Origin of the sequence: Sphingobacterium paucimobilis HER1398 (assembly GCF_000416985.1) — a bacterium.
Taxonomy (GTDB): Bacteria; Bacteroidota; Bacteroidia; order Sphingobacteriales; family Sphingobacteriaceae; genus Sphingobacterium; species Sphingobacterium paucimobilis.
In genome coordinates this window covers 59,441-84,285 of sequence record NZ_ATDL01000018.1, presented here as the reverse complement: position 1 = coordinate 84,285, position 24,845 = coordinate 59,441, and the positions used below count along the sequence as shown (strand labels likewise).

The following is a 24,845-nucleotide window of genomic DNA, read 5'->3' as shown; positions in this document are numbered from 1 at the left end:
AGATGAAGAAAGATTTACCTGTTAATATTGTTGAGAATATTTCTATAGCCGTAGTATTGGAAAGCGAATCTCCAGAGCAGAAATCCTGGAATGTTTATTTGGTCAATGAGAAAGAGGTCCCGTTGAGAAATGTTTTTGTAACCTCCAAAGGATACGGTACACAAGAGGAAAAAGATGTGAAAACGACAACTTTACGTCATTTTTTGGGTGATATCGCTGCGAGCAGCTCTATTCGTATCGAGGCTATCGATCAACAGGTATTTGGCCTCACCAATGAATATTGGTTGAGCTACTATATTGAAGATACAATTTATGATAAAAAGTACATCTTCTTGCCAGAGAGTATCGTGGATGAAAACTTATCGAAAATACCTTTGGTCAATAAACCTGGAGTATTAATTGGAGGGAATAGTTAAATCCATGGCTAGGAATAATTTTATTATAGCGATAGATGGCTTTTCGTCTTGCGGTAAGAGTACCGTAGCGAAGGCGCTGGCAAAGCAACTAAACTTTGTTTTTGTAGACAGCGGTGCAATGTACAGAGCTGTAACATTATTTTTCTTACGTCATAAAATCGATCTTCAAGATACAGCTGCTGTACTTAACGCATTGGAGCAGATTCAAATTGATTTTGTGCCCCATACAGAGAAGACCCAGCTTTTGTTAAACGGAGAGGATGTTTCTGATGAAATTCGCCAAATGGAGGTGTCGGCTTCTGTCAGCGAAGTGAGTGCTATTAAGGAAGTGCGAACCGCTATGGTAGCACAGCAACAGAAATTGGGGCAGCTACGAGATATCGTTATGGATGGACGGGATATAGGCACTACCGTATTTCCAGAAGCAGATTTGAAGATTTTCATGACCGCTGATCCCGATGTTAGAGCACAACGACGGTATGACGAGCTCACTGCAAAAGGTGAGAGCATCAGCATGGAAGAGGTAAAGGCCAATCTTGCTCATCGTGATCATATTGACAGCACACGTTCTGAAAGCCCATTACGGCAAGCCGAAGATGCCGTCGTGCTAGACAACTCCGATTTGACACAAGAGCAACAATTGACATTGGTCGTTGACGAATATCTCAAGCGCAAAAGTCTATAACCGGCTATCTGAATTTTCCTTAATATTTACTTAATACAGGCTTAAACATTTATTCGTTTCTTAGAGGTATTTTTGAGAAACGAATAAATATGAATATTAGAATTTTATTAGCAGGGGCCATGCTATGTACGGGGATAGTACAGGCTCAAGAGATGGTCAAAGGAAGAGTTTTTATTGATGTCAATAAAAACGGTAAGTTTGAGAAGAATGAGAAGGGACTGGCAGGAGTCAGTGTCAGTAATGGGAGAGAGGTAGTCCAGACGGATGGCAATGGTAATTATACACTGCCCGTTGACAAAGACAATATTATCTTTGTCGTCAAACCCACAAACTATTCGTTCCCGTCAGACTCCTATAATCAACCTGTTTTTTATTATATACATAAACCGCTAGGTAGTCCCAAACTGAAGTATGCGACAAGCAGTGCAACAGGCGCTATTCCTAAATCCCTAGATTTTCCAGTCTATCCTAAGGCCGAACCCAATACCTTTAGCGCCTTGATATTTGGCGACCCACAAGCCTATACGCAAGAAGAACTCGATTTTTTCAAAAAAGGGATAGTAGACGATATTTCTGATAAAAAAAGCTTCTTATTTGGTATCAGTCTCGGGGATCTTGTGGGCGATGATTTGAGTCTCCATGAGCCTTACAAGCAAACGATAGCACATATGGGCTTACCCTGGTACAATGTCATGGGAAATCATGATATGAACTATGACGTGACCGTGGATTCCCTCTCAGACGAGAGCTTCGAAATGAATTTCGGTCCCAATAACTACTCCTTCAATTACGGCAATGCACACTTTATCGTATTGGACAATATTATCTATCCTAATCCACGCACAGGCAAAGGGTATCTGGGCGGCTTCCGGAAAGATCAATTGGATTTTGTAGAGAATGATTTGAAGTTTGTCTCAAAAGACAAGCTGATTGTTTTGGCTTTCCATATTCCATTGTATCATGAAAACTCCAATGTATTCCGGAATGAAGATAGGCAGCGTCTTTTTGATATATTGAAAGATTACCCGAATACTGTATCCCTATCTGCACATACACATTACCAGCAACAGAATTTTTATGGCAAGAAAGATGGTTGGCATCAAGACAAGCCGCATCACGAATACAATGTAGGTACGACTTCGGGCGATTGGTATTCTGGTCAGCTCAACAAGCAAGGGGTGCCTACCTCGACCATGCGCGATGGTACTCCAAAAGGGTATGCTATTATGCAGGTAAATGATAACGCTTATACATTTGGTTACAAAGTAGCAGGTGAGGATGCTGGTTATCAGATCAATCTGATAGGCCCAGAGACGGTTAAGAGCCAATATGCCAAACGTTATAAAATGTATGCAAACTTCTTTATGGGAAGTGCTGATAATACGGTAGAGTACAGCTTGGACGGCAAGGAATGGAAGAAAATGAAATACGTGACGATCGCTGACCCAAGTTATCACTATGAGGTCCTCAAATATGATAATGCTACGAGCCTGATGGAAGGCAGGAGACCATCAGATGCTGTAAAATCGTCACACCTTTGGGAGTTTAAATTACCGAATCTCAAAGTAGGTACGTATCAGATAACTGTGCGAGCTAAAGATATGTATGGTAAAATACATGAAGCCTCCAAAGAACTGCAAGTTGTTAAATAAGAAAATACAATTGGAAGGATAAAAAATTATCTCCATCTCGCTCCGATAAATTGGGATGAGATGGAGATAAAATATACTTTTAACAGTTAAGCGACTTTATTCTTCTTCCTGGCATTAACGATAAGGTAACTTATATAGAGCAGTACCAGCCATATCGGGATGAGTTCTACCGATATTTTCAATCCCGTAAACCACATCATGATTAAGACTGCCAGTAAAAACAACAAGCATATAACATTACTGAAAGGATAAAATAAGCTTGGGAATTTGGTGCTCTTTTTCTCTTTTATTTTACTTTTCTTAAAATAAAGGTGCGTCCAACTGATCATAATCCAATTAATGATCAGCGAAGAGACCACCAGCGACATCAATATCTCCAGGGCTTTATCCGGAATCAGTTTATTGACCACAATACAGATCGCAACTAAGGCTGCCGAAACCAAAATCGCTGCTATAGGTGCATGGTTTTTGTTCAACTTGTTGAGGAATTTAGGTGCATTTCCTTGCTCCGCCAAGCCGTACAACATCCTCGAGTTGCTATAGACCGAACTGTTATAGACCGACAGTGCCGCTGTAAGTACGATTAGGTTCAGTATGTTGGCGATTATCGTTGTAAAATAGAATGTCTTATTGAACAGCGTAAATTGGAACGAATTCAAACTATTGAATACCTCTACAAAAGGACTCGTGTCGGCCGTGATATTTCTCCAAGGCATGAGCGAGAATAGGATAAATAAAGCACCTACATAAAAGATCAAAATACGAATCAAGACCTGATTTGTTGCCCGCGGAATATTTTTTTCTGGATTCTCGGCCTCTGCGGCTGTAATACCCACCAATTCTAGGCCGCCAAATGAGAACATGATCATAACCAATGCCGCTAGAAGCCCCTCATAGTTGCCATCTTCTGTGATACTGAGCCAGCCTTTCGGAAAAAAACCACCATCATTATAGAGGTTTGCAACAGTAGCGGTCTCACCTCCGGTTCCCGATAGGAGGAGATAAGCACCGAATATAATCATGGCAATGATAGCGACAACCTTGATGATCGAAAACCAGAATTCGGTTTCGCCATACACTTTGACAGACGAAAGGTTTAACGCATTGACGACAAAGAAAAAGAAAAGACTGGAGGCCCATAGCGGCACGTCAGGCCACCAAAATTGGACATACACACCTATAGCGGTCAGTTCTGCCATACTCACGAGTATATAGAGTACCCAGTAATTCCAACCAGAAGCGTACCCCGCAAAACCTCCCCAATATTTGTTGGCAAAATAAGAAAAACTTCCAGAGACAGGCTCCTCTACGACCATCTCGCCCAATTGACGCATGATAAAAAATGCAATGATGCCCGCAATGGCATAGCCGAGTAAAACAGAGGGACCCGCCAACACTGCGGCCTTGCCGATCCCTAAAAATAAGCCAGTTCCAATAGCTCCCCCTAAAGCTATTAATTGAATATGTCTATTGGTTAGTCCCCGTTTTAGTTTTTGGTCTTTATTATTATCGCTCACGATTTTGGTTAGTTTTTGTTTTGCTTATTATTGATTGAAGTTGTCCCGATCCCAAGGAGTTCGTCCCAATAGGTACCGGTACGGCGGTAGTATACCAGGATCTGGTAATCGTTTCCTGTCTGGAAATGACTGCCAGAAAAGGCATTTGTAATCACCTTTCCTTCCTTTGTTTCCAATACATACTCGTAGTCATAGAGGCCTTGTTTTAGCTTCTGCCTCACCGTCCATTTCTTCGAGTTGGGATTATACTTTAATTTGTTATTTGCATTACGCTGGTAATTGTTGTAGCCTCCGACGAGGTAGATGTCACCAGCTATGTTTTGAGTAGTCTGGAGCGAAAATTCGATATCAGCGTAATCGCTTCCGATATCCGCATTGTCATAATCCAGGTTGCGGATATAGAATTTTCCATTTTCGTCATAGGTGGTTGCATAAGTATCATCGTAATGGTCTTGATCGGTAAACAGTCGCATATGGACAAGACTATCCATCTGTATATCCATGATTTGGGCTGATCCACCTTTAAAAGAACGTAGGTCCGCATAGCGAAACTCATTATTTCCCATGAAGTCCAGCGTCTCACTGTTGTTGTATTTTATTTCGCTCGTACCGATAAACATAGGCGTTCGCAGTATCATCATATTATCAGGACGTTGGTTTTGCATCACATGCAATTGTATGTCCCGATGCGGATTAGAAATAGTCAGTCCTGTTTTAATGGTGATATTCAGCTTTTGGTTGGATAAGCGTTTCTCGGTAAAACTCGACGCCAATATTTGACTTTCTACCACGACCAACGGCTTCAATACATAAAATCTGCGCGTCAAGATCAATCGCTCTTTGTCCGAATCTTCATAGATCTTCAGTAAAAAATTACCGGCAACTTTAGGCTTTACATATTCATTTGGGAAGACCGTTTTATAGTGTGTATAGGCAGTTGTAGTCCCTTGAGATTGTTTGAAATCTACAATACGATCCTCATTATATCCCTCCGCATAGTCCAGGACCGATAGGCGACTAGGGGTCCAGTCTGCATTGCAATGCTCAATGTTGTAGTAATAATCACGCACATCTGCCCGTAGATCGTCAAACGAAAGCTCCAAGAGCTCGGGTTCTCCGATCGTATATATCGGAAGCTGATTTTCTTTTCCCGTTGGGAATAGCTGAACCGTCTTTATAGCGTCTAGGTAATTGACATTGTCATAGACGAGTTCTTGCTTGGGAGATTGTTCGATAGCAATCCGTTTCTTTTTCTTTTTTTGCGCATACACTTGTACCGTCAGCTGCAAAAGAATAATAACGATAGTGATCGATTTTGTTTTTAACATATTGGATTTTATGCAAATAGGTGTGCCAGTTTTTTAACTATTTCATCTGGACGATGCGATCGACGATATACTTGGTATTGCCACGCCATGGTACGACACCGTGATACTCTTTATAATGGAGGTCAAAGAACTTTCCGCTATTGGTTTCTAATACCTGAAAAATAGAATCATTCTCTACGGAAAATACAAACTCATTGCTTGTTAATGCTCCAGCTCTACCACTGCCGAATCCTTCTTGGATCAGCTTACCCTCATAGGTTTTAAAGAGATTTCCCTTTTTTACAGCATAATTGAGGTAGCCCGACTTTACGCCCTCTCCAAATACGAAATAGTACTGGAAATAGAGAAAACCGGCAAGTGCCAACATAATCACTAAAAATGTCCAACCTAAAAAGCTTTTTAGCTTTGCACCTCTTTTCTTTGGAGGAGTATTTGCTTCTGTCATACGAGTTATACAATTACTTGATAGATTAAAGATACTAGATATGTTTATATAATGAGCAAATGAATTTAAACAAATTCGCTTTGCACATGGTCAGAAGGAGGGTAAAGGGAGAGAAGTATGCGGCCGAGCAATACTAAAAAAAAAATCCCGACTTGATCTTAAGGTGGTCAAGTCGGGATCTATAGGTAATTATAGACCAATTTGTGCTATTTCAGTTTGGCCATTTCCTTTTGTATCTGTACCTGTGTAGGTTCGCTTATTTTAACTAAAGGTAATCTCACCGTGTCATCACCTATGTTTTTTTGACGAAGGATATATTTTACTCCTGCAGGATTGCCCTCTACGAAGCATAGATCAGTGATGTCTAAGAGCTGACTATGTATAGTTCGTGCTTCTTCATAGTTTCCTTCCTGGCATTTTTTTACCAAGTCGGCAACCAATTTTGGGTATGCATTTCCGATGACCGATATTACACCGATAGCGCCTAGTGCCATCATGGGTAGGGTAGCGGGGTCATCTCCAGATATCAATTGGAAGTTTTCAGGTTTATCCCGTAAGATTTCTGAAAATTGGCTAAAGCTTCCTGAAGCCTCTTTAATAGCCACTATATTTGAAAAATCGTTTGCCAGTCGGACCGTCGTCGCAGCGGTCATATTACTTCCTGTTCGGCCAGGTACATTATAGAGGATTATCGGCAGTTTTGAGGCTGCTGCTATGGCTTTATAATGTTGGTATATGCCTTCCTGAGTAGGTTTATTATAATAAGGAGACACCGAAAGGATGGCACAATAACCATTGGTATCAAAATCTTGAATCTGCTGTACGATTTCTAGGGTATTATTACCACCTATTCCAGCTATAAGCGGCAGGCGTCCATTGACTTTATCTGCTGTAAACTTCCAAACCTGCTTTCGTTCTTCAGTGCTTAATGTCGCCGTCTCTCCTGTCGTACCCAGTGATACTAAGTAGTTCATTCCTTCTTTGATTTGAAACTCAATCAGTTGTTCTAGCGTTTCAAAATCAATTGTTCCATCTGCATTAAAAGGGGTAACCAATGCTACACCCGCGCCCTGAATCTCATTCATTGTTTTTAAGTCTGATTTTTAGATATTATTGTTGTTATTGATTAATCATTTTTAGCAATTCTTCATCCGATATGATCGGAACCTTTAGCTTTTCCGCTTTTACCAGCTTGGAAGGTCCCATTTTGTCTCCAGCGACCAAGTAGTTCAGTTTAGATGATATACTGCTCAGCATTTTTCCGCCATGTGATTCGATCAGTGCAGTCAGATCTTCCCTGCTATGTGCAGCAAATACACCGGATATTAAGAACGTCTTTCCTTCCAGACTACTTCCGGCCAGTTCGACGGTCTTTTCCTCGATTTCAAATTGCAGGCCGTAAGCCTTCAATTTATCCAGTTCGGTCTGATGTTCTGGTTCGGAAAGATATTGATGTACACTCTCCGCAATGCGTATACCGATGTCCTGTACGGATGCGATTTCTTCTATGCTTGCTTGTTTCAGGTTGTCGAGCGATTTGAAATGGAGCGCCAGTTTCTTGGCTACAGTTTCGCCTACATGGCGTATGCCCAATGCAAATAGCACTTTTTCAAAAGGCTTGTTTTTTGAGTCCGCTATACCCTTTATCATATTGTCTATAGAACGCTGGCCAAAGCGCTCAATCGTCACCAGGACATCGCGCTTTTCCTGAAGTGTATAGATATCAGAAATATGACGCAACAGGTCCAGTTTATAGAACGTCACTATCGTTTCGTCGCCCAATCCCTGTATATCCATCATCTTACGGCCTATGAAATGTTGGAGCTTGCCAATTATTTGAGGCTCACAACCATCCTCATTGGGACAATAATGCACCGCTTCTCCTTCTTGTCTTACCAGCATTGTTCCGCATTCTGGACAATGCTCAGGATATTTTATGGGAGTTGCACTAGGATCTCGTTTTTCGGTATTGACGCCTATTACTTTGGGTATGATTTCGCCACCTTTTTCGACATACACGGTATCCTTTTCATAGAGATCAAGACGCTCGATCTCATTGGCGTTATGCAGGGATGCCCGTTTTACAGTGGTACCGGCCAATAGGACAGGGCTGAGGTTGGCTACTGGAGTGACTGCTCCTGTACGGCCGACCTGATAAGTCACGGCTTCCAGTGTGGTCTCGACACGCTCGGCTTTGAATTTATAGGAAGTTGCCCAGCGGGGAGACTTTGCGGTAAAGCCAAGTTCTTCCTGATAAGCATAGTCATTGACCTTGATAACGATTCCATCTATATCATAGGTGAGCTGATGACGCTCTGTATCCCAATAGTGGACAAAGCTTAATACTTCTTCGATCGAGCTACATAGTTTGCTGTGTTCTGATACATGGAATCCCCAGTCGCGCACGGCGCATAGGCTTTCCCAATGCGATTGGTAGGCCCGGTTTCTGTTTTCCATGTATAGAAAGTAGAGGAAACAATCCAAAGGACGCTTTGAAACCTCTGCAGAGTCTTGTAACTTGATCGTTCCAGACGCAAAATTTCGTGGATTGGCGTATGTCGCTTCTCCATTGTCTTCACGCTCTTTATTCAATCTCAAAAAAGCAGATTTGTGCATAAAGATTTCACCTCTGATTTCGAAAACATCAGGATAGGCGATGTTCGACTTGAGTTGATGGGGGATACTTCGTATCGTGCGTACATTATTGGTGACTTCATCGCCCTGTATTCCGTCTCCACGTGTTACAGCCTGGGTCAGCTTTCCATTTTCGTAGGTCAGTGAGATAGACAGTCCGTCAAATTTCAATTCACAGACATAGGCAACCTCATGACCTATTGCCTTGCGTACTCGCTCATCAAAGTCTATTAGTTCTTGTTCGTTGTAGGTATTGCTCAGCGACAGCATCGGCCAACGATGCTGTACTGTATTGAATTTGGATGTTATATCTCCACCAACTTTTAGGGTAGGCGAGTTAGGATCTCTATATTGTGGGTATTCCGATTCCAGTGCCTCGAGTTCTTTGAGTTTTTGGTCAAAGTCATAATCTGAAATTGCTGAGTTTGCCAATACATAATATTGGTAGTTGTACGTATTTAATTCAGCTGTTAATTCTTCTATTTTCGTTTGGATATCCTGCAACATATGCAACGAAATTAAGAAATTTTGTAAGCCTAATATAATTTTATGCCAATATTTTGCGCAATCGTATGGCGCAAAAAAGGATTGTTTTTTAAGAGATTCGTTATTTGTTCTTTAAATAAAAATTATTTGTAGGTAAGTCCGAAAAACGCTGCATTTTGTTCATGTAATAGTCCCAAATTATGCATTTTTTATAAAGCCCCATTTTATTGTAAGCGGCTGTATTTTTTTTTCTTTTGGCTGCATTTCGGAAGAAGTTGAGGAAAAAGTACTGGTGTGCTCTACTGACGGCCCATGCGTCTTTCGGTTTCCCTTTTAGCAGAAAATGCAGGAGCGCTGCAAGATCTAGCCAAAGCCTGGCAAAGATTGCCCATACCGCCATCCAAAAGGCAAGGTTTTTTTGGAGCATCACTAAGCTGTTTCTAAAATTCAGATAGGTTTTTTTAGGATTACTGGTATCCAAGGTGCCACCACCGACATGATACACCAGGCTGTTGGGGCAGTAACCGATTCGATAGCCTAGTTTTTTCAAACGCCAGCACAGGTCAATCTCCTCCATATGTGCGAAAAAATCCGCATCAAAGCCCTGTACTTCGCGCCAAGCGTCCGATTTGATAAAGAGTGCGGCTCCCGTTGCCCAGAATACTTCCTGCTCGTCATCGTATTGGCCTGTATCGAGTTCTACCGAATGTAATATCCGCCCTCTGCAAAAAGGGTAGCCATAGGTATCCATATAGCCACCACCTGCACCGGCATGCTCAAAACTATCCTTTTTGTGGAAAGAGCGGATCTTGGGCTGTGCAGCCACATAGTCTTCCCTGATCATCATTTCAATGACGGGTTCGATCCAAGAAGGACTTACCTCCACGTCAGAGTTGAGCAGTACGTAATAGGGGGCATCGACTTGCTCCAAGATTTTGTTGTATCCTCCTGCAAACCCAAAATTATCTTCATTTTGGACGATTCGAATATGGGGATAGATTTCCTTGACAAAAGCAATAGAATCATCTGTCGAAGCATTGTCCCCAATGATGAATTCGACATTGGGATACGTACTGTTATATATAGAAGGCAAAAACTTTTCTAAGAAATATTTGCCATTCCAGTTCAATATTACAACGGCGACCTTAGGGTATTGTGTCATGCTTTATTTTTTCTCTGTCTTTTCCATCGATTATGAGACCATAGCCAGTATTGTGGCTGTTCACGGATGATCTGCTCCGTAAACTCATTGTGTATATGCGTTATTTCATGGTCACCATATTCAGATGGTTGCTCTACTAAAGTTGTAAATTTACAAAAATAATAACCTCTTTTTTGTTTTCTTCCGATATGACAGAAAACCACCGGGTTGCCTGTCATTTTGGCGATCCGTTCAGTCCCCGTATATACCAGGGTTTCTTGGTTCAAGAAGGTCATGTAATAGTCCGAGTCCTGATATACCGGAGTCTGGTCCGCTACAAACATGCTGATATGTGGCGTGTTTTTCAAACGTACAATATGTCTCAAAATCTGCTTCATGGGCACCATGGTGGCTCCAAATCGAGTTCGGACTCCGTTGTATATTTGATTGATATCGTTATTGTTTAGGGGTTTGTATATGACCAGACGGTCAAAGTCGGTCATCAATGATAGGCGATGTATTCCCAGTTCCCAATTTCCATAATGCGCAGTGACACCGATTACACCTTTTCCGGCATCGAAATGTCGGTATACTTCTTCCGGATTAAGGAGCTCGATACGTTTCTCTACTTCTTTGGGGTTAATGCTGAACATTTTTATGACCTCGACAATAATATCGGGGAAGTAACGATAGAATTTCTTGGCGATCTCTTTTATCTCCGCTTCCGTTTTCTCAGGGAATGAATTTCGAAGATTTTTATAAACGACTTTCTTTCGGTAGCCCAGTACATGATAGATTAATATATACAATACATCCGAGATCGCATACAGCATCCAGAATGGCATTCTGGACATTGTCTGTAAAATAAAATGCAGTATATTTTTTTTCATTCGTGCATATTGTCTTTTAATAACCTTACAGAATATCCCACGGATATTTCATCTCGGTTAGGCTGTGACGTTTTAGTTACACAAACTTAGATAAAAAGCGCAGCATTCACGAACACCTGTTCAAAAAAGAAGCGTAATAAAGCATGTAGAAATCCCTTTACTGCGTTTTTGTGTCGGAAATATCCTTTAATAACATTATTTTTGTGGCCAAATTCAACGTTAGTTTTTAAAATATGTCAATTCCTGTCCTATTATCTGCAAATTATCTTCCTCCGGTATCGTATTTTCATGCTATTTCACAACATGCGGACTCCATTCTTCTGGACCAGCATGAGCATTTTCCAAAGCAGACGTATAGAAGCAGGACGCATATCGCAACCGCTAATGGGATATTGGACTTGATGATTCCTATACAGCACGGACGCAAGGAGCATGTCGCGATGAAGGAAGTCAAGATCAGTTATGATCACGACTGGCAGCGCTTACATTGGGCAAGTATACAGACAGCCTACCGCAGTTCGGCTTATTTTGAGTACTATGAAGATGAGTTTGCCCCATTTTATGAGCGGCAGTTCGAGTATCTTTTCGATTTTAATCGCGAGCAGCTTGAATTGATGCTACGGTTGCTGAAGATACAACGCGAGATACAATGTACCGATCGTTACGTAAAGAACTATGAAGGTTTGGACTTCAGGACATCGATCCATCCGAAAAAGACTTCGGTATATACCAATCCCAAGGTTTACTATCAGGTTTTCGAAGAGAAGACAGGCTTTCAGCCTAATGTGAGCATCATCGACTTACTATTCAATCAAGGCCCTCAGAGTAAAATGTACCTGTAGATTTATAAGGCCAGAATCTATACCTTTTATAAAACCATAAAAGGAGATCATTGTTATATGTGGACGTAACCCTATCAGGTACCTTATAATATATAACGATGAATCGAGCTTTATTAGTGTTTGTCATGCTGCTGCTGTCTATTGTACTGTTTGCACAACAGGGGGTAGATACCATTCATTACAAAAAGGTCTACTATTTTGCCGGTACCGGCTTGGGCATTCCATTGGGAAAAGCCAGAGATGTACTTTCTCCAAAGCTTTTTGTGGGAAGCATGGGGTTGGATATCGCATTGAACAATCCCAAATACTATCTGTATCCAGCGCTGTATATGTTGGCATTCAAGTACGATCAGAAAGCTCCAGATCCCGACTTTAATACTATTCTGAAAAATGGGCTCTCCAACTTCTATATGTTGAGTATGGCAGCGGGGACGCGAAGGCAGTTTGATCGGCTCAATACCTATGTTTATTTAGGCCCGACTATTGGTTTGGTGCATGAGCCACGGTCTAATCTTGTCGATAATGTGGTCCATATCGAGTATCTGAAATCTATTGCCTTCGGCACGAAATTGGGGGTAGGCGCCGATTATCGCTTTAATGGCTTTTTTATTGGTACAGAGGTGGGGTATATGTATAACGTGAATCGGGTACAAAGGAAGCCTTTTCATGCGCTGACCTTAATGGTCGGACTCAAGTCGGATATCACCCGGCTGAGTGACAGAGTTGTTGAGATATTAGCTCCACATTAATCTATGTGGGGATCTATGGGCAGATGTGGGCAACAAAGACGAGGAATTGTTAAAAAGTGTTAAGCATTGGTTGCCGATACAATTAAATCCCAAAAGATAGCGTTATAAGGGTGAATATAACATTCATAATTTCATAATTTAGGTTAATAATTGGTTTGGTAAAATCCTGAGGCTCCCCGCTTCAGGATTTTTTATGCACAGTTGACAGGGGTGAAAAACCTATTTTATCGTACTGCAATATTTTTGTGTTAAAATACTGTTAAATATCTGTTCAACTATTAGTTTGGTACCTCGTTTGCGTTAGTTGTAATGAATATAAAATTCATAATTTCATATTTAGGTTAATAATTGGTTTGGTAAATCCTGGAGCTCCCCGCTTCAGGATTTTTTTATAAAGGTGCTACATCTTGATTTTATTGATATCCCAGGTTTTCGTATTTAAAATAAGGAGTTGGTTTCTGAAATCAGATGTCTCGGTTATTATTCTTAGGGTCTCTTGTACCATCATCAACCCCAGTATGCCAGGTACGCTATTCATGACCCCATTAAGATCGCAGTTCGGTACGTCTTCAGCTGCGGGGGGAGTGGGGAATATATCACGAAGATTTTTGGAACCCTGATGATTGAAAACAGCAAGCTGGATTTCGAAGTTAAGTATCGAACCATATACCAACGGCTTATTCAACCTCACACAAGCATCATTAATAATGTATCGACTGGTAAAATTATCTGTGCCATCGAGTACGATATCATAAGCAGATACGTACGCGTCTACGTTTTCATTGGTTATTTTCGCTATGATGGGTTCAAAACACACGTCTGGATTGAGTGCCTTGATGGCCTGCTGGGCGGATAGGACTTTAGGTACTGTCAGGTTCGTTTGCTGGTGTATGACCTGTCGATGTAAGTTGTGGATTTCGACAAGGTCAAAGTCAACACATGCGATCGTACCTATACCTGCGGCGGCAAGATATAATAGAATTGGGGCTCCCAATCCGCCTGCGCCGATTACAAGGACGCGACTCTGGCAGATCTTTCCTTGTCCATCAATACCTATGGGAGGGAAGGAGATTTGTTTTTTATACCTCAGGATCTGTTCTTTCGTCAGTTTCATCTTTTTCGGGTCTAATATTCAATTTGCCAATCTTTCCATACCGGTTGATAGCCTTTTTTTGCAATCAAGGCTGCTATCGCTGCCGGCGGCCGTTCGTCACTGATTTCAAATTGCTCCAGCGACTCCGGTGCGATTACATAGCCACCCGGATTGGTTTTTGATCCGGCACTCATGGCGGTAACGCCCAGTGGGATGATATGGTCTCTAAATACAGGGTGCTCTCGGGTCGACAGCGAAATTTCCAGGTCTGGATTCCATATGCGATACGCACATATCAACTGCAAGAGATCATCGTCACGCATCACAAAGTTAGGTTCAACGGTTCCTGTTGCCGGACGTAATCTGGGAAAAGAGACACTATACTTTGTCTGCCAGTATTTTTTTTGGAGGTAATCGATATGTAATGCGGTAAAAAAACTGTCGACCCGCCAGTCCTCTAGGCCGAGCAGCACGCCAAGTCCGATTTTGTGCATGCCAGCTTGGCCTATTCGGTCGGGAGTCTCCAGTCTGTATCGAAAGTTAGACTTCTTTCCTTTAGGGTGATAGGTTTTGTATACCTCTCGGTGATAGGTCTCTTGGTATACCATCACCCCATTGACCTTAGCTTCGTGCAGGGCGCTATAGTCCTCACGGTCGAGTGGCTGTACTTCTATTGCTATTTGGGCAAATACCGAGCGGAGCTGCTCTACAGCCTGTAGGAAATATGGCGTACCCACGGTATGGTTAGACTCGCCTGTCACGAGAAGAATGTGCTGAAACCCCATGGCCTGGAGCGCTTGTGCTTCTATTTGTATCTCGCTCGATGTCAATGTACGCCTCGGTAGTTTGTTGTCCATGCTAAAACCACAGTAGGTGCAGATATTCTGGCATTCGTTACTGAGGTACAGCGGAGCATACAGCTGTATGTTTTTACCAAATCGTCGGGTCGTAATCTGGTGTGATAGCTGTGCCATCTCCTCCAGCATTGGTTTGGCGGCTGGTGATAGGAGATGCAGAAAATCATCTATATTACGATGGTTCTTATGAAGTGATTGTTGAACCTGTTGTGGTGTCGTGCTGTATATTTTCTGAGCCGTCTCCTCCCAAGAGCAGGCCTCGAAAACTGGGGTAAAAGTCGAATTCATGAGGAGTAGGACTGGGTTAGAAATTCGGTCAGGGGGCTGCTGCCTATGGCTTTGGCTTCGGAGTTGTTTATGCCGATTTCGTAAGCGAGGCGACCCGATTCTATAGCCTTGGCAAATGCTTGTGCTATCGCTACAGGATCATTTGAAACGGCTACGGCCGTATTGATCAATACCGCATCTGCACCGATTTCCATGGCTTTACAGGCATCAGAAGGGCTTCCTATACCGGCATCCACGATCACCGGAACCTGACTCTGTTCGATGATAATAGATAAGAATTCTAGAGTCTTTAAGCCTTGATTGCTGCCTATAGGCGACCCCAAGGGCATTACGGCAGCTGTGCCTACCTCTTCCAAGCGCTTGCACAGAACCGGATCTGCATGTATATAGGGGAGAACGACGAATCCCTGCTTGGCCAATTCCTCACAGGCCAGGAGCGTCTCGATGGGATCAGGCATCAAGTATTTGGGATCGGGATGTATTTCCAGCTTGATCCAGTTCGTCTGCATAGCTTCTCGGGCGAGCTGTGCAGCCAGAACAGCTTCTTTTGCAGTTCGGGCTCCAGATGTATTGGGGAGCAATTGCATTTGATCCGGATCAATATAGGATAGGATGTCGTCTTCTTCTATATGGAGGCCAATGCGTTTTAGTGCTACCGTCACGAGCTCGCTTCCGGAGGCGACAAGAGCATCCCTCATCAGTTTTGGAGACCCAAATTTGCCTGTTCCCATAAAGAATCTGGACTGAAAAGTGCGATCTGCGATTGTCAATAGGTTCATAATGCTATTTTTTAAGTTTTAATTCAGGGTTGAGGTTATTCAATTCTTTGGACATGGCGACACCGTATATGCCTATGTCAGCTAAGCGGTCGATGTCAGCTAGGCGTACCCCTCCAATAGCAAATAGGGGCGGGGTCGGAATCTCCTTCAGTCGGTCGATAAGCTGCTGGTACCCCTCAAATCCAAGAGTGGGACTCAGATTCTGTTTTGTTGCTGTAAATCGCAAAGGACCTACTCCGATGTAGTCACAGCCCTCGTCGATTCGCTGTAGTACATCGTCTAGGCTGTTGGCGGTTCCGCCTATGATTTTTTTGTTTCCGAGCGCCGCCCGAGCTACCTCGATACTGTCGTCTTGAAGACCCAGATGGATACCATCAGCTCCGACAGCCCGTGCTATATCGATATGGTCGTTGATGATATAAGTGAAGTTGTAGCTTGTCTGGAGCTGCTTCACTTGTTGTGCGAGTTGGTGAATGGACCGGGATTCTTCGGTTTTAAAGCGGAGCTGAATCCAGTCTATTCCCTTGTTCAATACCGCTGTAATATTTTCTAGTTGCTCTTCTGCTGTTGTTCCAGAGGATATGTACTGAATTTTGCTATACATTTTGATTTTTTATAGTTGATTGTGCCATAGGTTGTAACAGGTCTTGAACTGTGCAAAAGGATCATCGGACAGCCATACGCTTCCGCACAGTGCGACATCCTCAACGTTTTGCTTTAACAATTCGATGTTATGCGTTGCGATACCGCCTAGGGCGATGAGGTTCGTCGAGAAGTTCTCCCGTTTTTCGGTACGGCGTAGATCTTCATTCGGCCGGTACCCTTTCTTCGAAATACTTGAAAATACGGGACTGATAAAGGCATCCTGATAGCTGGACGAGAGACTATTGAACTCCGCCCAGCTATGCACCGAGGTGCTGATGCGATAGCCCGTATGTCCATCAGCCTGCAAAGATGACGGACGTAACGAAGCTGGATAGTGTAAACGCTCCAAGCCCCAGGTACGACTTAGCTCTGGATAGCTGTGTAGCACCAGTTTCTTTCGTTCCTCCGGAGTAAACCCTGCTAAAAACTCGTCCATCTCCCGTATGGACATTGTTGGTTTCCGTATATGAACGATGACATCGGTATAGCTTACAAACATCCGTATCAATCTGCTTTCATGAGGCATGGGGCCTGGTAGTGTTATGATCCGCATCTACAGGTATATTTCTTTGCCTGATTCGATGTACTCTGTTGATTTTTGCAACATTCCCTCAGCGACACTGTCTCTGATTTCCTGTGTGATTTTCATCGAGCAGAATTTAGGGCCACACATGGAGCAAAAATGAGCTACTTTGGCTCCGTCGGCAGGCAAGGTCTCATCATGGTACTCCCGAGCTGTTTCAGGATCCAGAGCCAGGTTGAACTGATCTTCCCAGCGGAATTCAAACCGGGCTTTGCTGAGGACATTGTCTCGGTATTGAGCGCCAGGATGGCCTTTTGCCAGATCTGCAGCATGGGCTGCGATTTTGTAGGTGATTACTCCGTCTTTGACATCCTTTTTATTGGGAAGCCCCAGGTGCTCCTTAGGGGTTACGTAACATAGCATGGCGCAGCCATACCATCCGATCATGGCAGCTCCTATGGCCGAGGTGATATGGTCGTAACCAGGTGCGATGTCTGTCGTCAGGGGGCCTAAGGTGTAGAAAGGAGCTTCGTCGCAGCATTCTAATTGTTTTTCCATATTTTCTTTGATCAGGTGCATCGGTACATGACCTGGCCCCTCGATCATCACCTGTACATCGTGTTTCCAGGCTATCTTGGTCAACTCGCCAAGGGTCTCCAATTCCGCAAATTGAGCTTCATCGTTGGCATCTGCTATAGAACCAGGACGTAAGCCATCCCCCAGAGAGAATGCGATATCGTACTTTTTCATGATCTCGCATATTTCTTCAAAGTGTGTGTAGAGGAAACTCTCTTTATGGTGGAACAGGCACCACTTGGCCATGATGGAACCTCCACGGGATACAATTCCGGTCACCCGTGCGGCGGTGAGGTGGATATAACGGAGCAGCACTCCGGCATGGATCGTAAAATAGGAAACACCCTGCTCAGCTTGTTCGATCAGGGTATCCCTAAAGATCTCCCAGGTGAGGTCTTCGGCTACACCATTGACCTTTTCGAGTGCTTGATAGATAGGCACCGTTCCGATAGGCACTGGGGAGTTTCTGATAATCCATTCTCGGGTCTCGTGTATGTTTTTTCCGGTTGATAGGTCCATGATGGTATCAGCTCCCCATCGACAGGCCCATACGGCTTTTTCAACTTCCTCCTCGATACTCGATGTTACGGCACTATTTCCGATGTTTGCATTGATCTTGACCAAGAAATTGCGGCCTATAATCATAGGTTCGCTCTCCGGATGGTTGATATTATTGGGGATTATTGCTCGTCCGGCAGCTATCTCATCACGAACAAACTCTGGGGTGATCCGCTTGGTCGGCGTCCTGGCTCCAAAGCTATAGCCCTTATGTTGTTGTGTCATCGCTGCTTGTGCGCTTTCCAATTGCTCGATACGTTGGTTTTCCCGAATGGCGACATACTCCATCTCTGCCGTAATAATACCTTTGCGTGCATAGTGCAGCTGCGTTACATTATGCGCTGCTTTCGCCTGCTTGGGTTTATGTTGGTAGTCAAAGCGAAGATGTTCCAATTTGGGATCATTGGCTCGCTCATTTCCATATTCGGAACTGATCTTGTCCAAAATTTCGACGTCATTTCTCTCCAGTATCCAAGATTCGCGAAGACGGTCGATGCCTTTTTTGATATCGATCACTTTGCTCGAGTCTGTATACGGTCCCGAGGTGTCATACACGGTGATAGGGGGATTTTCCTCGATACCGCCCGTGCTCAAGCGTGTTGGAGACAGGCTGATTTCGCGCATTGCCACCTGAATAGGGAATAGTGTGCCCGGAATATAGACTTTTCTGGCATTCGGAAAGGGCTGTGTCGTAATCGTTGTGTTTTCTTGATTTTTCATGGTTATTGGGTTTATCCGCCCTGTGTGGCGGTAATGATGAGGATTTCGTCGTGGTTGGAGATAGGGGTAGCCGGCCAGTCTTGACGAGGTACAACTTGGTTGTTGAGTGCTACAGCAATACCATTGCTTTTTAAATCCGGAATCAAGGTCGACAGCGTATCGGCCAGCGAATGCGGTAAGTCGTCCTGAAGTTGATGGAATTGATTGTTGATTTTTATCTGCATCGTATTAAAAAGTTTATTATTAATACTTTAGGAATGCAGCGAAAGGACAGCTATCGATGGACAGCCATTAAGTGAAAGATACACTTACTTTTCCCTACGCTAGTATGAACTAGATCAGGTTCCAAGGGTAAAATCTCAGCCTGCCTTGCAGACACCCCTAAAGTATTTTGTACAAGGATAAGAGATATTATTGTGAAATAAAAATTTTTCAAGTATTTGTTTCTTTTTGTTAAAAAATGTTAATACCGAGCGCGTTTTATACTAAACAGGGAAGAGGGGCGTTTTGGTAATAAAAGAAAGTAAAAATTTCATAATTTCATATTTAGGTTAATAATTGGTTTGGTAAAAAACCTGAAGTTCCCAGCTTCAGGTTTTTTTATTAAAGTGAGTCTGCATCGAATTCTATTGGCGATCTTGAAAGTAGAACTTCCTATCTTCTTCGGTGATAGCTCTAAGTACTTTGCAGGGATTTCCTACGGCGATAACATTGTCGGGGATATCTTTGGTTACGACACTTCCCGAGCCGATAACTGTATTATTGCCGATGGTTACATTTGGATTAATGACCACATTGCCACCGATCCAGACATTGTCACCTATAGTTACGGGTAAAGCATACTCTAGCCCTGTGTTGCGAATATCATGGTGTATCGGATGCCCAGCGGTATAAATGGAAACCGAAGGCCCCAGCATTACATTATTGCCGATTTTTACCGGAGCACAGTCCAAAATCGTCAGATGGTAGTTGGAAAAGAAAGATTCTCCAATTTCAATATTAAATCCGTAATCGCAATAGAAAGGCTGCTCGACGCAGAACAAACCTCCTGTCTTGCCAAATAGCCCGCGGATCACGCCCTTGCGTTCTCTATGGTTTTTAGGGTCTATCTGATTATACCTAAAACATAAACGCTGGGCCTCTAGCCGAAGCGTTGTGAGCTCTTTGCGATTGGCATAATAAGGCTCGCCTGCAATCATTTTTTCTTGTTCTGACATAGTGTCCCTCGCTGTTGATATAAGGATTGAAAAGGTGAATATAGCAAAAGTCATTTTTATATAATTAATCCAACCCTAAAAGGGCTGTTAATTTATTATTAATTATCTTTGCCTGGAATGATAGATAATTCAAAATCAAAGATTGCCGTAATTGGAAGTGGGAGCTGGGCGACAGCGATGATCAAAATGCTGACCGATAGCACACTGTCTAAAGAAATATTTTGGTGGGTTCGTAAGCCTGAAGATGTAACTTTTATCAGGACGTACAAACATAATCCAAGTTACTTAAGCGCCGTAGAGGTAAAAGTTCAACCCGAAAATATCAGCTCTGATGTGCGCGAAATTGTATCACAGTGTGATATTGTCGTATTAAATACACCAGCAGCTTATTTGAAATCAGCATTGGAAGGGCTTATTGCGTCCGATTTTAAAGATAAAACGGTGGTTTCTGCCATTAAAGGGATCATTCCGGACGAAAACCAGATTGTAGGCGAATACTTGCGCTCACAGTATGATATTCCTTTGGAAAAGATTGTTGTGATCGGAGGTCCTTGTCATGCCGAAGAGGTCGCTCAGGAAAAACTTTCTTATTTGACCTTCGCCAGCAGTACAAAGCATGAAGCTAATGCGGTTGCAGCATTATTCGCCTCGCGTTACATCAATACGATTATATCCGATGATGTTATCGGAATCGAGTATGGCGCCGTTCTAAAGAATATTTATGCTTTGGCCGGGGGGATATGTCACGGTCTGGGCTATGGAGATAATTTTCAGGCAGTTTTGATTTCGAATGCGATCCGCGAGATGGATTATTTTGTGGAAGCGCTAGCGCCTCAGCACAGGGATATCAAAACTTCTGCCTACCTGGGTGACTTGTTGGTGACGGCCTATTCCCAATTCAGTCGTAACCGTACTTTTGGTAATATGATTGGTAAAGGATATACCGTGCAGTCTGCTCAGTTAGAGATGAATATGGTTGCAGAAGGCTATTACGCTTCAGCTTGTATCCAAAGCGTGATTCAGCGGTTTGAGCTTCGCATGCCGATATGTAATATGGTATTTCAGGTATTGTACAATCACCAGTCAGCAAGTGCCGAGGTGACTAAGCTGGCAAAAGACTTTACATAAGATGATATTGAAAGAAGAGATTGCTGAAACCTATCAGCGTATTCAGGACGAGATCTGTCAGGCACTCGAGTTACTTGATGGAGGTGCTAAGTTTGAAGAAGAACTTTGGGAGCGGGAAGGTGGTGGTGGTGGAAGAACCCGAATTATTCAGAATGGCAATATCCTGGAAAAAGGAGGGGTTAACTTTTCCGCCGTACACGGCAAGTTGCCCGAAACGATAAAGAAAGCCTTTGGAGTCGACTCTGAAGACTTTTTTGCTACAGGAGTGTCTATTGTGATACACCCCAATAATCCGCATGTACCTATTATCCACATGAATATTCGCTATTTTGAGTTGAATGACGAGATTCGTTGGTTTGGTGGCGGCATCGACTTGACACCACACTATGTGCAGGAAGACGATGCGCGTTATTTCCACCAGACATTGAAGGAAGTGTGCGATCGACATAAGGATAGCTTCTACGAAGAGTTTAAAACCTGGGCGGACAATTACTTCTTTATCAAACATAGGAATGAGACACGGGGTATAGGCGGCGTATTTTACGACAAATTGACTCCCGAGAAAACTGGATTGAGCTATGACGAAATATTTGCTTTTTCTTGTGATTTGGGACGTACGTTTGCACCGTTGTATACGGAACTGGTAAACCGACATCGTAATAAAAGCTATACAGCCGCAGAGAAGGACTGGCAGTTGCTGCGTCGTGGTCGCTATGTGGAGTTTAATCTGGTGTACGACTCGGGTACCCGTTTTGGCTTAGAGACCAATGGACGTATCGAATCCATCCTTATGAGCTTGCCTGCTCAGGCCAATTGGTTTTATAATTTTACACCTTCAGCAGATTCTGAGGAAGCCAAGACAATTGCCTTATTACGAAAAGGAGTCAATTGGGTTTAAGTTTCTGCTTTAACGTCTTTTATGATAAATTTTGAAAGGTTTACTTTAAGCAATGGGTTGAAAGTATTGGTACATGAAGACCATACTACCCCCATGGCTGTTGTTAATATTTTATATAATGTAGGGGCTCGTGATGAGTCCCCGGAGCAGACGGGTTTTGCCCACTTATTTGAGCATCTCATGTTCGGAGGATCCGTCAATATTCCAAATTATGACGGTCCGCTACAGCAAGTGGGAGGTGAGAACAATGCTTTTACGAGCAATGATATTACCAATTACTATATCACGCTGCCTGCCTCTAATCTGGAAACCGCATTCTGGTTAGAGAGCGACCGGATGTTGAGCTTGGCTTTTAGTGATCAAAGCCTAGAGGTGCAACGTCAGGTCGTCTGCGAGGAGTTTAAACAGCGCTACCTGAATCAGCCCTATGGTGATGTATGGTTGCATTTGCGACCTATGGCCTATAAGGTGCATCCTTACCGATGGGCGACTATAGGTAAGGAGCTCAAGCATATCGAAGATGCAACGATGGAAGATGTCAAAGGCTTCTTCTCCAAGTTCTATACGCCTCAAAATGCGGTATTGGTAGTTGCAGGAGACGTGAAGCTGGCAGATATAAAGGTGCTAACGGAGAAGTGGTTTGATGAGATTCCTGCAGGACAGACTTACCGTCGTAATCTGCCACAAGAACCTAAGCAAGAGGCGGCTAGGCGTGAGGTGGTCGAAGCGGATGTGCCAGTAGATAGTATATATATCGCTTTTCACGGTTATGACCGGTTGTCTAAGGATTATCAAACGATGGATTTGCTGTCTGATATCCTTTCAAGAGGCTCTTCTTCGCGACTATATCGTTCCCTGGTCAAAGAAAGACAGGTCTTTTCGGAGATCAATGCTTATGTAACGGGGAGTATCGATACAAACCTGTTTGTGATCGAGGGAAAACCTCTGGCAGGTATTAGTCTGGAAGAAGCGGAAGCGATTATATGGGAGGAAATAAATAAGATAAAATCGGATCTTGTAGTGGAGTCGGAGTTGCAGAAAGTAAAGAACAAGATCGAATCGACGTTATTGTTTTCTGAGCTTTCTATTTTGGATAAAGCGATGAACTTAGCATTCTATGAAGCTTTGGGAGATGCGAAAGACTATAACGAAGAGAACGATAAGTATTTAAAGGTATCCGCTGAAGATGTACAGCGTGTAGCTAAAGACATATTTAGAATGGAGAATTCATCGACTTTATGGTACCAATCAAAAGGAGGTAAACATGCCGAATAGATTAGAAGCGCCACCTTACCAGGCGATTGGAGATTTAGAGTTGGTACAGCCCGTAGCGCTAAGCCATGCCAACGGATTGAAGACTTTTTTGTTCCATACCGATGAATTGGAACTGATTAAGTTTGAATTTGTTTTTGAGAACTATTACGAAAAGTCCTCGCTCCCAATTTTGAATGTCGCCCTGTCGTCGATGTTGAAAGAAGGTACAACAAGCAGGAGCAGTGCGGAGATAGCTGAAGAAATAGATTTCTATGGAGCTTATCTGATGCCCGAGTATAGTTTTGATTATACCGCATTGTCGCTGTATACGATAAGAAAGCATGTCGATAAAGTGCTGCCTATTGTTGCTGATATATTAATGCACTCTACTTTCCCGGAGGAAGAACTGGAGACGTATATCCGAAATAATAAACAAAGTCTACAGATAGCTTTGCAAAAGAATGATGTGGTGGCTCGTCGTTTGTTTTATAAAAATCTATTTGGGCCTAACCAATATGGTGCTGTGGCGGATCTCGAAGATTACGATAGCCTGAGCAGAGAGAAGCTTATTGCCCTATTTGAGCAACAGATCGCACCAAATAACTGTACGTTGCTGATTGCGGGTAGGATAGACGAAGAGCTTCAGGGGCTGGTAGATAGTTTATTTGGCCAAGAATGGGCGAGCAGCAAAACAGCAGTCGGCAATTCTATTGACCTGCCCTTGCCTGGCGATGGACAGTTGGTGGTCGAGCCAAAAGAAGAAGCGCTCCAATCGGCTATTCGCATGGGGGGTATTACCGAAGGCCGTGCACATCCTGACTTTCCGGCTATACAGTTTGTAAATACGTTGTTAGGTGGTTTTTTCGGATCTCGGCTGATGCGCAATATCCGAGAAGACAAGGGCTACACCTATGGTATAGGGTCGGCTGTGGTCAGTTTAAAGCACACCGCCTTTATCACGTTGGGATCGGAGGTCGGTGCGGATGTAACTAATGCAACGCTGGTAGAAATAGAAAAGGAATTTAAGCATTTGCGCGAACAGCCTACGACTATAGAAGAAGTGGAGCTCGTCCGTAACTACATGCAGGGAAATCTTCTCGGCAGTTTGGAGAGTATCTTTTCACATGTAGACAAGTTTAAAGCCGTTTATTTTAGCGGACTTGATTTGTCCTACTATCATTATTACCACGAGGTATTGCGGACCATGACGCCGGCGAGGGTACAGGAGATCGCAACACGTTACTTTGATTATGATAAGCTGAGTAAAGTAATTGTAGGGAAGTATTAAATACTTCCCTTTTTTTATCTTTCAGCAATAATGGTTTTATAAGAAGTAGCTTTACAAGTTAGATTAATGTCGCCTATAAACGAAACTTATGATGGGAGGCTCTAAATAAAGCAAAATCTGTACACACACTCTTCGTATCGCCTGAAAAATTTTGGCAATTGCAGAGGGAGGCACGGACTTTGAGTCAAAAGTTTTGCTTCGCAGAGCACTTCGTGGTTTAAGCGATGAGTTTTTGC

The 24,845-nt window shown here is 43.1% G+C and carries 24 protein-coding genes and 1 riboswitch; of the genes, 9 read left to right on the top strand and 15 right to left on the bottom strand.

What is annotated here, in order from left to right:
- Window positions 1–2 precede the first annotated feature (2 nt).
- From M472_RS39645 to M472_RS39635, 3 genes are all read left to right on the top strand, one after another.
- A complete protein-coding gene (locus M472_RS39645) occupies window positions 3–416 on the top strand; it encodes a hypothetical protein (RefSeq protein WP_021071561.1) in 414 nt (137 codons plus the stop codon).
- Between the two features lie 4 nt (window positions 417–420).
- Window positions 421–1,101 (top strand): (d)CMP kinase, encoded by a 681-nt coding sequence (gene cmk / locus M472_RS39640; protein ID WP_021071560.1) that lies wholly within the window; start codon window positions 421–423, stop codon window positions 1,099–1,101.
- 89 nt (window positions 1,102–1,190) lie between these two features.
- A complete protein-coding gene (locus M472_RS39635) occupies window positions 1,191–2,753 on the top strand; it encodes a calcineurin-like phosphoesterase C-terminal domain-containing protein (protein ID WP_021071559.1) in 1,563 nt (520 codons plus the stop codon).
- 86 nt (window positions 2,754–2,839) lie between these two features.
- Here the strand turns inward: M472_RS39635 and M472_RS39630 are convergent, their stop codons facing one another.
- The 7 genes from M472_RS39630 to M472_RS39600 form a co-directional block, all read right to left on the bottom strand.
- Window positions 2,840–4,270: an amino acid permease gene (locus tag M472_RS39630; protein ID WP_021071558.1), complete on the bottom strand. Its 1,431-nt coding sequence runs from the start codon at window positions 4,268–4,270 to the stop codon at window positions 2,840–2,842.
- A gap of 8 nt (window positions 4,271–4,278) precedes the next feature.
- On the bottom strand, window positions 4,279–5,598 hold the full coding sequence (locus M472_RS39625; RefSeq protein ID WP_021071557.1) for a type IX secretion system plug protein: 1,320 nt from the start codon (window positions 5,596–5,598) through the stop codon (window positions 4,279–4,281).
- 37 nt (window positions 5,599–5,635) lie between these two features.
- Complete coding sequence (locus M472_RS39620) at window positions 5,636–6,043, bottom strand: hypothetical protein (RefSeq protein WP_021071556.1); 408 nt, start codon at window positions 6,041–6,043, stop codon at window positions 5,636–5,638.
- A gap of 206 nt (window positions 6,044–6,249) precedes the next feature.
- A complete protein-coding gene (gene dapA / locus M472_RS39615; RefSeq protein WP_021071555.1) occupies window positions 6,250–7,128 on the bottom strand; it encodes a 4-hydroxy-tetrahydrodipicolinate synthase in 879 nt (292 codons plus the stop codon).
- Between the two features lie 34 nt (window positions 7,129–7,162).
- Window positions 7,163–9,184, bottom strand: a complete 2,022-nt coding sequence (gene ligA / locus M472_RS39610) for an NAD-dependent DNA ligase LigA (protein WP_021071554.1) — start codon at window positions 9,182–9,184, stop codon at window positions 7,163–7,165.
- 100 nt (window positions 9,185–9,284) lie between these two features.
- Complete coding sequence (locus tag M472_RS39605) at window positions 9,285–10,325, bottom strand: glycosyltransferase family 2 protein (RefSeq protein ID WP_021071553.1); 1,041 nt, start codon at window positions 10,323–10,325, stop codon at window positions 9,285–9,287.
- Window positions 10,322–11,194 carry a lysophospholipid acyltransferase family protein gene (locus M472_RS39600; RefSeq protein WP_022829422.1) on the bottom strand — a complete coding sequence of 291 codons (873 nt, stop codon included), beginning with the start codon at window positions 11,192–11,194 and terminating at the stop codon, window positions 10,322–10,324. Before M472_RS39600 ends, M472_RS39605 begins: the two co-directional genes overlap by 4 nt.
- A 233-nt stretch (window positions 11,195–11,427) precedes the next feature.
- Between M472_RS39600 and M472_RS39595 the strand changes: the two genes are divergently transcribed.
- Window positions 11,428–12,036, top strand: a complete 609-nt coding sequence (locus M472_RS39595; protein ID WP_021071551.1) for a WbqC family protein — start codon at window positions 11,428–11,430, stop codon at window positions 12,034–12,036.
- Between the two features lie 98 nt (window positions 12,037–12,134).
- A complete protein-coding gene (locus M472_RS39590; protein ID WP_022829421.1) occupies window positions 12,135–12,785 on the top strand; it encodes a hypothetical protein in 651 nt (216 codons plus the stop codon).
- A 400-nt stretch (window positions 12,786–13,185) separates the two neighbouring features.
- Here M472_RS39590 and M472_RS39585 read toward each other — a convergent pair whose 3' ends face one another.
- The 8 genes from M472_RS39585 to M472_RS39550 all read right to left on the bottom strand — a co-directional run bounded on the left by M472_RS39585 (window position 13,186) and on the right by M472_RS39550 (window position 20,041).
- Complete coding sequence (locus M472_RS39585) at window positions 13,186–13,899, bottom strand: HesA/MoeB/ThiF family protein (RefSeq protein ID WP_021071549.1); 714 nt, start codon at window positions 13,897–13,899, stop codon at window positions 13,186–13,188.
- 11 nt (window positions 13,900–13,910) lie between these two features.
- Window positions 13,911–15,023: a 2-iminoacetate synthase ThiH gene (gene thiH, locus M472_RS39580; RefSeq protein WP_021071548.1), complete on the bottom strand. Its 1,113-nt coding sequence runs from the start codon at window positions 15,021–15,023 to the stop codon at window positions 13,911–13,913.
- Window positions 15,020–15,802, bottom strand: a complete 783-nt coding sequence (locus tag M472_RS39575) for a thiazole synthase (RefSeq protein ID WP_022829420.1) — start codon at window positions 15,800–15,802, stop codon at window positions 15,020–15,022. Before M472_RS39575 ends, thiH begins: the two co-directional genes overlap by 4 nt.
- 4 nt (window positions 15,803–15,806) lie before the next feature.
- Entirely contained in the window at window positions 15,807–16,406 is a 600-nt protein-coding gene (thiE, locus tag M472_RS39570; protein WP_021071546.1) for a thiamine phosphate synthase, read from the bottom strand.
- A gap of 9 nt (window positions 16,407–16,415) precedes the next feature.
- Window positions 16,416–17,000: a thiamine phosphate synthase gene (locus tag M472_RS39565; RefSeq protein WP_144062763.1), complete on the bottom strand. Its 585-nt coding sequence runs from the start codon at window positions 16,998–17,000 to the stop codon at window positions 16,416–16,418.
- Entirely contained in the window at window positions 17,001–18,824 is a 1,824-nt protein-coding gene (gene thiC, locus M472_RS39560; protein ID WP_021071544.1) for a phosphomethylpyrimidine synthase ThiC, read from the bottom strand. It lies immediately after the preceding gene.
- 11 nt (window positions 18,825–18,835) lie between these two features.
- Complete coding sequence (gene thiS, locus M472_RS39555; protein ID WP_021071543.1) at window positions 18,836–19,048, bottom strand: sulfur carrier protein ThiS; 213 nt, start codon at window positions 19,046–19,048, stop codon at window positions 18,836–18,838.
- 74 nt (window positions 19,049–19,122) lie between these two features.
- Window positions 19,123–19,217, bottom strand: a riboswitch (TPP riboswitch).
- 233 nt (window positions 19,218–19,450) lie between these two features.
- Complete coding sequence (locus M472_RS39550) at window positions 19,451–20,041, bottom strand: sugar O-acetyltransferase (RefSeq protein ID WP_021071542.1); 591 nt, start codon at window positions 20,039–20,041, stop codon at window positions 19,451–19,453.
- A gap of 117 nt (window positions 20,042–20,158) precedes the next feature.
- Here M472_RS39550 and M472_RS39545 point away from each other — a divergent pair, with 117 nt between their 5' ends.
- The 4 genes from M472_RS39545 to M472_RS39530 are packed head-to-tail and all read left to right on the top strand — an operon-like array spanning window position 20,159 to window position 24,609.
- Complete coding sequence (locus M472_RS39545) at window positions 20,159–21,169, top strand: NAD(P)H-dependent glycerol-3-phosphate dehydrogenase (protein WP_021071541.1); 1,011 nt, start codon at window positions 20,159–20,161, stop codon at window positions 21,167–21,169.
- 1 nt (window position 21,170) lies between these two features.
- The gene (gene hemF / locus M472_RS39540; RefSeq protein WP_021071540.1) at window positions 21,171–22,067 is read left to right on the top strand and encodes an oxygen-dependent coproporphyrinogen oxidase; all 897 of its coding nucleotides are present in this window, start codon (window positions 21,171–21,173) and stop codon (window positions 22,065–22,067) included.
- A gap of 21 nt (window positions 22,068–22,088) precedes the next feature.
- Window positions 22,089–23,342 carry a M16 family metallopeptidase gene (locus tag M472_RS39535; protein WP_021071539.1) on the top strand — a complete coding sequence of 418 codons (1,254 nt, stop codon included), beginning with the start codon at window positions 22,089–22,091 and terminating at the stop codon, window positions 23,340–23,342.
- Window positions 23,332–24,609, top strand: a complete 1,278-nt coding sequence (locus M472_RS39530; RefSeq protein WP_021071538.1) for a M16 family metallopeptidase — start codon at window positions 23,332–23,334, stop codon at window positions 24,607–24,609. Before M472_RS39535 ends, M472_RS39530 begins: the two co-directional genes overlap by 11 nt.
- Window positions 24,610–24,845 lie beyond the last annotated feature (236 nt).